This window comes from Providencia sp. 2023EL-00965 (assembly GCF_033550225.1).
GTDB lineage: Bacteria > Pseudomonadota > Gammaproteobacteria > Enterobacterales > Enterobacteriaceae > Providencia > Providencia manganoxydans.
The window spans coordinates 1-14,335 of sequence record NZ_JAWUEH010000029.1 but is presented as its reverse complement, the minus strand read 5'-3'; the positions used below and the strand labels follow the sequence as shown (position 1 = coordinate 14,335).

Below are 14,335 nucleotides of genomic sequence, written 5' to 3'. Positions count from 1 at the left end.
ATTATATCGTCGGGTATTACAGCGAGGTCAGGCCGCATGAATATAACGGTGGATTACCACCAAACGAATCAGAAAACCAATACCGGAAAAACTCTAAAACCGTGGCCAATTTTAGTTGACCACTACACTGAATACTCGCAGATAGCCTGATGCATATGCTCATAGAGCTCAATTTTTTTTCCAAATGAACGTGAACAAATGATTTGCTCTTTAGTTTTTGCTACTTCTTCAAGCTCGATGCAAGATTCACCGTTCAGCTCTCTCACAGTGCGTTCTACAACCACACCGAATGTTTTACGGATCATGGTTGTTTCAGCCCTAGCCAAATCAAGCGCTGTAACTATTCCCATAGCATTTAGCCGGTTACTTATTTTTCTACCCACACCCCATACTTCATTAACAGGCACAAGGGACATGAGCCTTTTCTGACGTGAAGTAGCACTCAAATCGACTACACCGCCTGTTTTGGTCCATGTTTTAGCAGCATGGTTTGCCAGTTTAGCCAGTGTTTTAGTTTGAGCAAAACCAACACCGACAGGTACATGAGCAATCTGCAAAATTCGTTGTTGTATCTTGCGACCGTAATCTTCTAACGGGAAATTTCTAAGCATACCGGTCATATCAAGGAATTGTTCGTCAATACTATATGTTTCTACTCGTGGGGCAAAACCTGATAGTGTGTCCATTACGCGGTTGCTGATGTCAGCATAAAGCGCGTACAGTTGGCTAAGAATTCCTGTCAAAGATAGATAAGTAAGCGATTAACCATTACCTTTCATAGGTTGATAGTATCTAATATTAAAAAAATCACCGAGCTTAATCAGCTGTCTATTTTTAATAGTAAGTATTCATCAACATGTCTAATTTTTACCAATTGGATTACTAAGATGTACTAAGTTTAGTACCGAGGGATCGAATGTACAATCTTCACTCAGCACCAACACAATTCACTTTGTCGGGTGGACGACATTTGTTATTAAAAGCCGTCTTCTTGAGAACCCTGCGTGCAACTTTCACTGTACTAGACTCAAACATTTGATACCCAGTAACTTATAGAGCAGCCATTACAGGATCATTCCAAGAGTTGCGAGTTAGCCTTTTCGTTTTAACCAAGTACTCTTGATATTGAGGGGCAAATAGTGTCACTGCACTTCGGATTTTTACATGTTGTTCATTGATACTTGAGTCATCAATAAACGCACAGAAACTTCTGTGGAAAGATTTTCTGAACCAGAATTAAGGAGGGATAAGGTATATCACACTTAATTTGACAAAAAAGACCAGCACTCAATTGTGCTGGACTAATAGTACAACCAATAAAATTTCTTAGCGAAGAATTACCATTGGTAGTTGAGTACTTTCCATCATTTTAAGTGTATTACTGCCAAGGAAAACCTGTGCCAGCTTAGAGCGTGAAAATGCGCCCATCACAAGCATTTCAACATCATGACTCGATTTATATTCCATCAATGAATTAAATACATTGCCTTCCAATAAACTCGAACATACTTCAAATCCATTCTCTTTCAGCATAGCTTCGGTTTGCTGAAACTTTTCTTGTTGTTTAGGTTGATTGTTTTTCACACTGACAAGATGACATGTCAAACCATGAAGTAAGCCTCCTTCAATAATAGTTTTCACCGCTTTATCTGCGGTTTCACGCCCATCATAAGCCAACATAAAACTTTTAGGGGCTGCAAACTCTTTATTGGCAATAACAACAGGAGTATGAACTTGACGAATAATTTGCTCAATGTGAGAGCCCACCACATTGAAATTATCACCATGGCTTTCACCAGAGCGTCCAATCACAATTAAACGAGCCTCTTCTTCCAGATCATAAATGGCTTCAACGATACCGCTATGTCGTTGCATTTTTTCAATTGTGTGACAACCTTGTGCTTGCGCTAATTGAGAAGCATGTTCCAGCATCTCTTTACCTAACTCCAAGGCTAATTTGATTTTTTGTTCATCTAAACTGGCCATTTCAGTTAATAAAGATGAACGAGCGCCTAAGCCAATAGCACCACTAAGATCTTCGGCTTGGGTTGATGGTGTTTTCTCAATTGCGTGTAACAACAACAATTTTTTATTCAATTTATTCGATGCCCAAATGCCAGCACGGCAAGTGGAATCAGCATAGATTGAGCCATCAATACAGGTAATTACGTTATTCATTACTTTCTCCTTAGTGGCCTGCCATGAGCTTTTCGACTTCTTTAGGATCATTATGCACACCAAACTTATCAACGATGGTTTCTGTTGCTTCACTCATCCCAATAATTTCAACATCTGTTCCTTCGCGTCGGAATTTAATCACCACCTTATCAAGTGATGATACTGAAGTAATATCCCAAAAGTGAGCATGAGTGAGATCAATCACAACTTTATTCACCACCTCTTTAAAATCAAATGATTCAATAAATTGCTCTGATGATGCAAAAAAGACTTGTCCCATAACTTGATAAGTTCGGCTTGCATCTACTGGTGACTCTGTTTTTACCACCATAAAACGACCAATTTTATTGGCAAAGAATAACGTCGCTAATAACACCCCGACAAAAACACCAATTGCTAAGTTATGCGTTGCCACAACCACAACAACGGTCGTTATCATCACAATATTTGTTGATAATGGGTGCTTTTTAAGATCTCTAATTGAACTCCAAGAAAAGGTACCAATTGCTACCATAATCATTACTGCAACTAACGCTGCCATCGGGATTTGCTTAAGCCATTCATCTAGAAAAACTACCATGATGATAAGATAAATACCGGAGCTTAAGGTGGATAATCGTCCACGTCCGCCAGATTTAATATTAATAATTGACTGGCCAATCATGGCACAACCAGCCATACCGCCCATTAAGCCTGCACCAATGTTAGCAATACCTTGTCCCTTACACTCTTGATTACGATTACTTTTGGTATCCGTAAGGTCATCCACAATCGTGGCGGTCATCATTGATTCCAACAGACCAACCATAGCGAGGCCCAATGAATAAGGTAAAATAATGAATAAAGTTTCAAGATTAAGTGGAACTTCTGGCCATAAGAAAATAGGCAGCGTATCGGGAAGTTGCCCCATATCACCAACAGTTCGTATATCCATTCCAGAGACGCTTGCTACAATTGTCAAAACGATGATGCAAATCAAAGGAGATGGGATCGCTTTACCGATAGCAGGAACATATGGGAATAAATAAACAATTCCTAACCCTGCTGCTGTCATCGCGTAAACATGCCAAGTTACATTGGTTAACTCGGGCAATTGAGCCATAAAGATAAGAATTGCTAATGCATTAACAAACCCCGTCACGACAGAGCGTGATACAAAACGCATTAAGCTGCCGAGTTTTAAATATCCGGCTATGATTTGGAATACCCCTGTTAACATAGTTGCCGCTAACAAATACTCTAAACCGTGGTCTTTAACCAAAGTGACCATAAGTAACGCCATCGCACCCGTTGCAGCCGAAATCATTCCGGGGCGGCCACCCACAATAGAGATAATGAAAGTGATACAAAAAGAAGCGTAAAGACCAACTTTAGGGTCAACACCTGCAATAATAGAAAAAGCAATAGCTTCTGGGATCAGAGCTAAAGCCACAACAATACCCGCGAGCAAATCGCCACGAACATTCGAAAACCATTCAAGTTTTATTTTTTCTAACATGAAAATCCTATCATAAAAGAAAGCGACATCGATGCACACAAGATCCTATAGGCAGATTTAGCCTAAGATAATTTAGTGAACGCACTATGCTGCTTTGAAATTGTATTTAATGAAATTAATAGAATAAATGGTACTAAGGTACCTGCCGGCAAACGGCATAATAGTCACGCAAAATGGTGACAATTTTGAAGAAAGAGGTGGGTAGCCTAAGGCGGCGTAATATGCAACTTACAATCCTTTTAAAATTAATAATGTGTGAATTGTTACACGAATATCACAAAAGGTCTATATGGTAAGAACAAAAAAGAAACGGTTTTTCACTTCATCATTAGATGAATTAATCTTTAACACTCTTTTAGTCACTATGACACTGTTTATCTTTAAAGGACTGATAAGCAGGTATAAGAAGTAATAATCCGATCATAGTTAGGCCGCTAAACAAACCAAATAGAGTGGAAGCTGTCCAGCCTTTTTCAATAAATATCCCAAATATCCATGGGGCAGCTGCTGTAGAAAAGATCATCATTGAGGTCACCATAGAGCGGATTGCTCCAATATGCTGAGTCCCATAAATCTCTACCCATAATGCACTAATAACAGGACTGGAACTACCAATGCCTAGACCAAATAAGGACATAAATAGAGGTGCAGCCCAGTAATTATCCAATAACGTTAAGACTAATAAACCGGCAATTAAAGGTAATGGAAGAAATGGTAATAAAGATTTAGCTTGAAAACGATCAATCAAAGAGCCAGAGACCATAGAACTTGCCCAATGTAAAAAACCATATGCAACGAAACTACTCGCTAATAAACTTGCAGGCCATCCCTTTTGTTCCAGTAAGTAATTTTGTTGAATAAATACGGCCGTCACAATAAATGGAGCGGATAAAACGGCAGGAATAATCGACCAAAATCGCCAATCTTTCACGACATCTCTACGCCCTTGCTCTTGTGTTTTTGTGCTTTTGGGTTCCAAAGGTTTTTTCTTATCAGATGTATTCGACTTTTTTAATAAAGTTAAAGCCATTGGTAAATAAATAATCATGACTATCAATGCCAACATCAACCAACTCCACCTCCAACCAAGCAAAGCGATAGTCGTCATTAAAATTATGGGAAGCACCATTTCACCGAAGGCAACTCCGCTAGCAGAAAGGCTAAGCGCTTTCCCCCTTTGGTGAGTGTAAACTCGAAGCATGGTTGTTTGCGCGGTATGTGGAAAGAGTCCTTGTCCAGCGAGCCTCAGTCCCCAAAATGCAAAAAATAACATCCACACAGTTTGAATGTTCGCCATTAATAAACAGGAAACACAAAGTAAAAATGACACGACAATAACCACTTTATGCAAAGCCCAACGGTCAACAAGGCCGCCAACCATAAAAATGACGGCACTACTGCACAACGTGGCAATGGCATAAATGAAACCATAGTCCTCAGCAGAAATGTTAAGTGATTGTTGAATATCTGCGCCATACCAACTCAAAAAAAATGATTGGCCAATATTACCGATAAAAACAGTAATAAAGCCAAAGCTTAAAAGCGGCCATTCTTGGCTCATAAAACGAAAATAACTACTCAAAAATCACTCCAATAATCAATTGATTGGAAAACAACAATCATACGTTTTCTAGAAATAAGATACCTTTTTCCAATCCCTGTCGATACCCTAATTCTAGTTTTCCTTTAGATCGAGTAAAACGAGAAACAGGGAATGAAGGTGGGGGGGCAATCACATTAATTTTGCAATCTTTAGGAGGAGCTTGAATAAAGTCTAACGCTTGATTATACATTTCATGACGCTTAAGCATCGCAGTATATAATTGAGGATACTCTTTTTCTAATGATTTCATCCACTTTAAAATATATGGCTTCTTTTTTCTATAGCCTAAGGGCTGAGATAATATCACCGTAATATCTCTTGCGCCTTGCTGATAAGCAAACTTGACAGGAATAGCATCAGCGATCCCTCCATCAGTCATTGGTATACCATCAACCATGGGATAATAACGATAAACTAACGGAATAGCACAAGAAGCCATGATCGCAGAATGGTTAATATTATCACTCGAAGTTTGATAATAGCAGGGCTCCCCCGTAGTAATATTTGTTGTCACTACCCAAAGCGGCATGAAAAATGGTCTATGTAACGGCTCATTGTCATATGAGCTTCTCCACAGCCACCCGACATCGCACAAGTGCCCCCCCTTAATATAACGTTTCAGATTAATGAATTCAGAGCTAGTAGCATATTTTTTGATGATTTTTTCACTACGGCCAACTTGCTTTGATAAATAACCAACAAGATTTGTAGAACCAGCAGAAACACCTACAAAAAAATTAAAATCATAATAATTATGAGCCATTAGTGCGTCTAGTACTCCAGCTGCAAATATTCCTCTCATCGCTCCGCCTTCAACCACAAGTGCTTTATTTTTTATCATTTTTCTATCTCCTTAGAACACAAGCTTAATTTTTCATAGAATGGTTCGATAAATAAATATGAAAATTCATTATGAGCTAATCGAGTTTGTGATCTTTGAAGTTCAAGTGAAATGTTAAAGCCATAATTTTGCAGTTGGTAAATAAGTAGTGTTTCTGCTGCAATCCCACTAGTACCAATATAATAAGTCAGCATAATTTCATTACTGCCAGATTTTATATTTACTAATTCATTGCTATGTATACCTACAAAACCAAATGATAATATGTGAGGGGATTCGTTTTCATAAAACTCAATGTTATCATTATGTGGTTTTTTTATGACAAATTGATAGTCGTTCAACTTAGAAAATAGCATCTCTAGCCGTTCTTCGACCGTGCAACCATTTAATCTCTCATTAACTTTATATATATCACCATATCGCTTGAACCTTTTAAACCAACGGTTTAAGAATCCGCTTTGATTAGGGATAAAAGCATTATTAAAAAACTTAAATAATGATAATGATATTTTCTTTTTCCGTTTAAGATCTTTAAATTCTTTAATTACAAACTTAGGGAAATTAAATTCATCATAATTTGTTCGGAGTTTATTATTAAAAACGAACTTTAACTCAACATTTAACATGTGGTGATAAAGTTCTACATCTTGCTCGTTCATTAAAACCCTTATTATAAAATAATTTATATAGAATCTAATGAAGATAAGTGAATGGAATATTGCAAACCATACTTAATCCACATCACTTATTTCATTAGTTTGAAATAAGAAAACTAAAAACAGATAAATTTTCTGAGTTATAGTTGATATGGATAATTGTTACATTGGCCTGCTCTAAAAAAAGTTTCCTTGATAGTATCAATGACTGTTATCAAAGTAAAGCTTGCTTTTAACAAATCCTTTACATGTCATTAGGTTGCACAGTTTATACACTTAATAACACAAGGATTAACGTCTAAGCGTTTGGGGTTGATATCTTCACCACATTGAACACAATAGCCATAATCATCTTCTTTTATCCTATGTAATGCACCTCGAATAGCAACCAGTTGCATTTCTCGTCTTCTTTGGTGTTCTAAAGCCATTTGTTGGCTTTGCATCGCATCCATTCTTGATAAACGCCCGACACTTTGTTGATCAAGCTGTACTGTTGCATGTCCGCCAGTTTGTATCCCTACAGATAACTCATCGAATAACTCTCGTTCCATGGCTAAAAGCTTCTTTTTGAAATAGGCTAATCGCAATTCATTTTCACTCATATCTGTCCTTAGTAGTTGTAAATATATTATAAATAGAAGCCATCAATAACTTAACCGTATTCCGATACGAAAGGTTGAGGCTAAAACTAATCTAGCTTCTCTCGTTTTTTGAATTCTAGAACGTTGTTTGTTGACCCCGTTTTTTCCATTTTGATCATTAACTCAATATGCTTGCATTCTTCAGGTATATGTTTCCACATGGCAACGGTGACTTCGTGCATTCTCACGGCTTGAGACTTTAAGCGTTTTTTATAATCTCCAAGCTTTTGTTCTTTCTTTTTAATTTCGCCCTTGAGCTTTTTGATTTCTTTTTTGGCTTTGTCTAAGTCTTCCTTAGCCTTTATGTGGAGAGGGTGACTGCGAATCACATTATCGGACACATTGCTTGCACCATGAACACGCGTTGCTTCAGCGCCTTCGATCAGCGCTTTTATTTCTGGATAGCGTCTGGCCGATCCATTTGATAACCCAGCTTCTTTTTCAACATTAGAAACAACAATTTTAAGCTTGTTAGCTTTAAGCTTTTGTTTCAACTCCCGGTTAATCGGCTTTTGATCAACAAGTCGCGCCAATGCGTCTCTTAACTGCCTTTCTGTTGAGTTTAATCCAAACTTGTCTGCCATGCCTTACGTCCCCATTGTCGTTTCGATCACTAAATTCAGCACATCTTCTGCAAATTCATACTTTTCATATTTAAACCCTAGATCATCCATGATCGCTTCCGCAGCTTTTACCTGCATCATGTATTTGGTTGCAGAACTGGAATTTAATTCATTGTTTTCTTTTAAAAACTCAATGTTGCGCATTGCGTCCATACGGGAGGATTCAGCATAAGCAGCATTTTCAATAAAGTCATATTCGCAGTCTACACATTCACTTAAATCAATGTTGATACGCATTGAACATTGAGTGTTAGTACAATACATCGAAGGAGCAATAGCGTGTAAGTGTTCTTTCCCGTTGGTCAACCGATCTATCCAGTAGTCAATTGATAGCTTGCGTTTGCTTACCCCATCTTCAAAATAACTTTCACCTTGGCGACTAATTTCAGCAACGGCTGCTTGACCTTTACCGCCCGCGATACGCTCACCATTCGCCATTTTTTGATATATGCGAGCAAATATCTCAGCTTGTTGTGTGACACGCTCTTTTTGTATTTCGCTGTATAGTTTTTCAAATGAATAGGCATTTCGGGCATACCATCGCGTCATCGCCATCGACAAATGCGAAAACTGTTGCTTCAAGGCGGGGAAAGAACACAATTCATAACCAATTAAGTAGTATGCGAGGGAGCGCCGTGTCTGATGTGGAGAGAAGTGAAATTTATCGCCCTGATTAAAAGATGTTTGGGTTGGGTCTGAAGTCTGTAAATACCCCATATCTTCTGCTGTAAGTGTAAAATTAAATTTATCGCGGTTAAACTTCGTATTAATTACTGTGTGCAATGCGCTCTTTCCTATAGGGTAGGGAAAAGCGATATCCTTCAAGTTTGCAAACATTCGATGATTATATTTCTTTGCAAATCTGTTGCGATAGGGCGTATTAATAGCATTCAGTATATGGAATGCTTTCCAGCCAGCTTCCGTGGTTATCTCCATGTTTTGCATCAATCGAACTATCTACTATGACGATATCTCCATCTAGAATCTGTGCGTCCATCATAGAAGTACCAGATACTCGTAAAAAGTATGTGCCTGAAGGGTGCTTGATCAGCAAAGAGTTTAAATCGATACGATCCTCTAAGTAATCACTCGCAGGAGAAGGAAACCCCGCAGGGATCTGCTCTGCGAAAAAAGGTAATGGAAGGGCTTCATCTACGGTACATGGGATTAATTTCATACGAATCTCAATACTGTATAAAAACACAGTATTGTATACATCCGAGTTAGGAAATTGCAAGCTATGTATTAGATATTAAAATGACTGGATAACGGCATTTACTGTTTAGCTGCTCACAAATCACGATATAGATAATTATTGTACTGTAAGCCTATTATTGAACTGAATGCGCGATGGGGGAGAGCACATTTTCCCCCAATCATAATTGAGTCTAAGACGAAACTATGCGAGATGCCCGTTACGATATTTCAGCCAGACTACCAGCGTTTTCATGAGATGATTTCGAGAACGAAAATAGAGGCTATTTCTAATTAACTGATCTGTTTTCTAAACCAAGCCTTGAACTGATTGCGTTTTGAGTGAGTGTACAGGTCGTAATCAATAGGATACTTTTTACGGAACTCGCTGATAGCTCGTTCGCATGTTTTTTTATCTTTTACTTGTTCTGATGAAAAACCTAGTGAAGCAATTTTTTGTGTAATTTGAGGGTCGGTGTGGTGTGGTGGTCTTTTCGGTTGAGCACCGACATCGAGTCCGAAACGAACAAGTTTATCATGAGCCAACTTTTGTACTTCAAAGATATGATCGTTGTTCATAGTATTAACTAGCATATCTATACATTCTGTACACTTATATTTACCAAGTAAGTGAATCGCCAGTAGCCTTTTCTCAAAGGAGTAAACAACACTTATATTTCTTTTAATATCTTTCCATACTTTTTCTGATGGTTCTGACTCACTATATTTCTCTTTTGGCTCCTCAAGAGATAATAAGAAATCCTTAGCGGTAATAGATTCTTTTAATAGCTTTCTTTTAAAACTATTGAAAGCAGTCTTCATGTATTGCAAAGGCTCTGCCATAGGATGTGATTTACCCGGCTTTGTTAATCTCTCATGCTCTTGGTAACGCTTATTAACTCTTTCCCAATCCTTTGGATAGATACGTTTAAACTCAGAAAAGAAGGAATCAAAATCACAATCAACAGCAAGGAGAGACAGCACCGTTGCTATTTTGAATTCTTTTTTTGGTATAACACTGCCTTTTGATACCCGTTGTCTACTCATATTAACCCTCTACATACCAAAGTTGGTTACAAACCCCACTTTTATGTGAGGTTACAATTTGAATTGTATGAAATTTTTTGGGGAAGAGAAAGCTGAAAATAGGGCTTGAATTGCCGATAAACTCTGAGGTGTATACCTTTTTATGAGGTAAGCTCAATGGGATCTAATGAGCATTTTTCGCATCCAGCATCTTGCCAACTACCTCATCTAAAGGAATAGTAACCTTGCCTTTCATAATGATTTTTACATAATTAATAGTGGAAGTTTGAACGACCTGCATGTTTATTTAAACCGTTTAATTTTATTAGTAACGGTAAATAATTCTGGTTCTTCAGATATGCTTTTGCTTTAAGCGCGAGATAGTAACTCTCAATCCCCGCAATCACCACAAACAAAACAGTAGCAGACTCATACCCTATCCCATATGCATAGTTTTTACAGTCGGGCAATATATCGTCACTGTGGCTATGTATTGCGGAATGAGGCTCACCGGTCAAAGTATTGATGATAATAATAACCGATGTATAGGCATGAGGACCCCAATTCACAACCGGCTCAATGCATTTACCGATATCATCACAACCATTTTCTACCGGTGGAATGACACAGGTAAGAGCTGAAATTACCTTTGTATCTCGAAAAAGAGAGTCAAGCTGGTGGAGGTACTTCAGCAATGAACCAATATAGCTATCAAGCATCACATGAAACTCCTGTTCTTAGAAAGAAAGAATCATAACCAAATATGCCAACATACAAATAGGTGTCTAACAAATACAGGAGCAAAACTTACACATCTGCGCCCCTGACTCGCTCTTTTTTCTCTCTTTTTCTCTTTTTTTCTCCCCCTTTTCTCTAGACGCGGCTGTTCAGGGTGGAACGCCCATGTAACTACACCATCTTTTGTATGTTGGCATATTTCATGGCGACTTTTACAAAATGAAATATGACCGATCATGCTATTAGGGGTCGTCTCAGAAAACGGAAAATAAAGCACGCTAAGCCGGTGGCAGCGGTCGCAATGGCCTAAACTTCCCCGCACCGACCTTGGCGCTGCTGCGCCATAGGTAATCGCCGGTCAGGTTGATGTGCTCCCACCCCAGCGGCGACAGATATTGCAACAATGTGTCGTCCAGCGCCGTGCCGTTGCCACGCAAAGCACTGCTGGCACGCTCCAGATATACCGTGTTCCACAACACGATGGCCGCCGTCACCAGATTGAGGCCGCTGGCCCGGTAGCGCTGCTGCTCAAAACTGCGGTCGCGGATTTCACCCAATCGGTAGAAGAAGACCGCCCTGGCCAGCGCGTTGCGCGCCTCGCCCTTATTCAGCCCCGCATGGACGCGGCGGCGCAGCTCCACGCTTTGCAGCCAATCCAAAATGAACAGCGTGCGCTCGATGCGCCCCAGCTCGCGCAACGCCACGGCCAAGCCGTTCTGGCGCGGGTAGCTGCCGAGTTTGCGCAGCATCAGCGAAGCCGTTACCGTGCCTTGCTTGATGGAGGTGGCCAGCCGCAGAATTTCATCCCAATGGGCGCGTATTTGCTTGATGTTCAGCCTGTCGCTGCTAATCATCGGCTTGAGCGCGTCATAGGCGGCATCGCCCTTGGGGATGAATAGCTTGGTTTCGCCCAAGTCACGGATACGCGGCGCGAAGCGAAATCCCAGCAAATGCATCAAGCCAAACACGTGATCGGTGAAGCCTGCCGTGTCGGTGTAGTGTTCCTCGATGCGCAAGTCCGACTCGTGGTACAGCAGGCCATCAAGCACGTAAGTTGAATCACGAATGCCCACGTTGACCACCTTGGCACTGAAGGGCGCGTACTGGTCGGAGATATGGGTGTAGAAAGTCCGTCCTGGACTGCTTCCATACTTCGGGTTGATATGACCAGTGCTTTCTGCTTTGCTGCCGGTTCTGAAGTTCTGGCCGTCCGACGATGACGTGGTGCCGTCACCCCAGTTGCCGGCGAAGGGTTGCCGAAACTGCGCATTCACCAGCTCGGCCAGCGCCGTCGAATAGGTTTCATCGCGGATGTGCCAGGCTTGCAGCCAAGACAGCTTGGCGTAGGTGGTGCCAGGGCAGGACTCGGCCATTTTGGTCAGACCCAGGTTGATCGCGTCGGCCAGGATCGTCGTCAACAGCAAGGTTTTGTCCTTGGCCGTGTCGCTGGTCTTCAGGTGTGTGAAGTGGCGGGTGAAGCCCGTCCATTCATCGACCTCCATCAGCAACTCGGTGATTTTGAGGTGCGGCAGCAGCATAGCTGTCTGGTCGATCATGGCTTGCGCGGCGTCTGGTACTGCCGCGTCCAGCGGCGTGATCTTCAGGCCTGACGCGGTGGTGATGATGGCATCCGGTAAGTCGTTGGCCGCAGCCATGCGGTTGACTGTGGCGAGTTGCGCCTCCAACAATTCCAACCGGTCATGCAGGTATTGGTCGCAGTCGGTGGCCACTGCCAGCGGCAATTCGCTGGCCAGCTTCAAAGTGGCGAACTTCTCGACCGGCACCAGGTATTCGTCGAAGTCCTTGAACTGGCGAGAACCCTGCACCCAGACATCACCGGAGCGCAGCGCGTTCTTCAGCTCCGACAGGGCGCATAACTCGTAGTAACGCCGGTCGATGCCGTCGTCGGTCAGAACCAGCTTTGCCCAGCGCGGCTTGATGAATGCGGTTGGCGCATCGGCGGGCACCTTGCGCGCGCTGTCGCTGTTCATGCCGCGCAGCATGTCGATGGCATCGAGCACACCCTTGGCGGCGGGCGCAGCCCGCAATTTGAGCACGCCCAGGAACTGCGGCGCGTAGCGGCGTAGCGTGGCATAGCTTTCACCGATGTGGTGCAGGAAATCAAAGTCGGCAGGCCGCGCCAATGTTTGCGCTTCGGTGACGCTGGCGGCGAAGGTGTCCCAGGGCATAACGGCCTCGATGGCGGCGAACGGATCGCTGCCGCTTTGCTTGGCCTCAATCAACGCTTGACCGATGCGCCCATACATCCGCACCTTGTCGTTGATCGCCTTGCCGGAAGCCTGGAACTGCTGCTGATGCTTGTTCTTGGCCGCGTTGAACAGCTTGCCGATGATGCGATCGTGAAGGTCGATGATTTCATCGGTGACGGTGGCCATGCCTTCGATGGCCAGCGCTACCAGCGTGGCATAGCGTCGTTGCACCTCGAACTTTGCCAGATCAGCAGGCGTCATCTGGCCACCTTCACGAGCGATTTTGAGCAGGCGGTTCTGGTGAACCTGCCGCTCGATGCCTGCGGGCAGATCAAGTGCTTGCCAGGATTTCAGGCGCTCAATATGTTCGAGCATGTGGCGAGAGTTCGGTTTGGCAGGCGACTGGCGCAGCCATGCCAGCCACGTCACTTTACTGCCGTCCTTGCGCTTGAGAAGTTCGTCCAGGCGCTGACGGTGGGGTGATAACAAAGAATCGGTCAGCGCCGCGTAAATGCGTCGGTTGGCACGGGTGATGGCCTCGGCGCTTGCGCGCTCGATGGCATTCATGGCGGGCAGGATAATGCTCTGCCGCCGCAGATTCTCGACAAGTGCGCTCGCCAGCACGATGCCTTTGTCGGTCTGCAAGGCCAGCTCGGTCAATGTATGCACGGCTTGCCGATAGTGGCTCATGGTGAAGGGCTTGAACCCAAAAACCGTTTGCAGCTCGACCAAGTGCTCCCGCCGTGTCTGTTCGCGCTGGCCGTACTCGCTCCAACTTTCCACTGGCATCTTGAGTTGCGCGGCCACCATGCGCAACAGGGGCGGAAACGGAGGCTCATCGACGCCCAAAAAGGTGCCAGGGAATCGCAAGTAGCAAAGCTGCACAGCGAAGCCCAATCGATTCGCGGCGCCGCGACGCTGACGGATCACCGACAGGTCGGTTTCGTTGAACGTGTAGTGCCGTATCAGTTCGTCTTTGGCATCTGGCAGTGCCAGCAGGCTTTCGCGCTCGGTGGCGGACAGGATTGAGCGGCGTGGCATGGTCAGTCTTCCCGCAGGTACTGGTACAAGGTTTCGCGGCTGATGCCGAAGTCACGGGCCACCAAGGTTTTTTGGTCGCCTGCCGC

General features: G+C 42.9%; 13 protein-coding genes and 1 pseudogene. All 14 read right to left on the bottom strand.

Annotation, left to right across the window (positions count from 1 at the left end):
- Positions 1-128: 128 nt before the first annotated feature.
- Positions 129-734: pseudogene (locus SC428_RS21550) on the bottom strand (DNA polymerase V subunit UmuC); the annotation flags it as partial.
- A 592-nt stretch (positions 735-1,326) separates the two neighbouring features.
- Positions 1,327-2,178, bottom strand: coding sequence for a universal stress protein (locus SC428_RS21545; RefSeq protein ID WP_318710287.1), 852 nt, complete (start codon positions 2,176-2,178; stop codon positions 1,327-1,329).
- A gap of 10 nt (positions 2,179-2,188) precedes the next feature.
- A complete protein-coding gene (locus tag SC428_RS21540) occupies positions 2,189-3,676 on the bottom strand; it encodes a SulP family inorganic anion transporter (RefSeq protein ID WP_024008860.1) in 1,488 nt (495 codons plus the stop codon).
- Between the two features lie 355 nt (positions 3,677-4,031).
- Complete coding sequence (locus tag SC428_RS21535) at positions 4,032-5,258, bottom strand: MFS transporter (RefSeq protein ID WP_024008859.1); 1,227 nt, start codon at positions 5,256-5,258, stop codon at positions 4,032-4,034.
- 37 nt (positions 5,259-5,295) lie between these two features.
- Positions 5,296-6,120 (bottom strand): patatin family protein, encoded by an 825-nt coding sequence (locus SC428_RS21530; RefSeq protein ID WP_024008858.1) that lies wholly within the window; start codon positions 6,118-6,120, stop codon positions 5,296-5,298.
- The gene (locus tag SC428_RS21525; protein WP_024008857.1) at positions 6,117-6,779 is read right to left on the bottom strand and encodes a hypothetical protein; all 663 of its coding nucleotides are present in this window, start codon (positions 6,777-6,779) and stop codon (positions 6,117-6,119) included. The genes SC428_RS21530 and SC428_RS21525 overlap by 4 nt, the downstream gene beginning before the upstream one ends.
- 251 nt (positions 6,780-7,030) lie before the next feature.
- The gene (locus SC428_RS21520; protein WP_197701527.1) at positions 7,031-7,327 is read right to left on the bottom strand and encodes a TraR/DksA family transcriptional regulator; all 297 of its coding nucleotides are present in this window, start codon (positions 7,325-7,327) and stop codon (positions 7,031-7,033) included.
- A gap of 137 nt (positions 7,328-7,464) precedes the next feature.
- On the bottom strand, positions 7,465-8,001 hold the full coding sequence (locus SC428_RS21515) for a hypothetical protein (protein ID WP_024008855.1): 537 nt from the start codon (positions 7,999-8,001) through the stop codon (positions 7,465-7,467).
- A 3-nt stretch (positions 8,002-8,004) separates the two neighbouring features.
- Entirely contained in the window at positions 8,005-8,757 is a 753-nt protein-coding gene (locus tag SC428_RS21510; protein WP_318710285.1) for a hypothetical protein, read from the bottom strand.
- Positions 8,758-8,920: 163 nt separating this feature from the next.
- The gene (locus SC428_RS21505; RefSeq protein ID WP_141240729.1) at positions 8,921-9,217 is read right to left on the bottom strand and encodes a S24 family peptidase; all 297 of its coding nucleotides are present in this window, start codon (positions 9,215-9,217) and stop codon (positions 8,921-8,923) included.
- A gap of 311 nt (positions 9,218-9,528) precedes the next feature.
- On the bottom strand, positions 9,529-10,281 hold the full coding sequence (locus tag SC428_RS21500; protein ID WP_071547970.1) for a hypothetical protein: 753 nt from the start codon (positions 10,279-10,281) through the stop codon (positions 9,529-9,531).
- Positions 10,282-10,532: 251 nt separating this feature from the next.
- Positions 10,533-10,979, bottom strand: coding sequence for a hypothetical protein (locus SC428_RS21495; protein WP_196053729.1), 447 nt, complete (start codon positions 10,977-10,979; stop codon positions 10,533-10,535).
- Between the two features lie 297 nt (positions 10,980-11,276).
- The gene (locus SC428_RS21490; protein ID WP_023159963.1) at positions 11,277-14,249 is read right to left on the bottom strand and encodes a Tn3 family transposase; all 2,973 of its coding nucleotides are present in this window, start codon (positions 14,247-14,249) and stop codon (positions 11,277-11,279) included.
- 2 nt (positions 14,250-14,251) lie between these two features.
- On the bottom strand, positions 14,252-14,335 hold an 84-nt coding region (locus SC428_RS21485), incomplete at its 5' end, for a helix-turn-helix domain-containing protein (protein WP_141211500.1).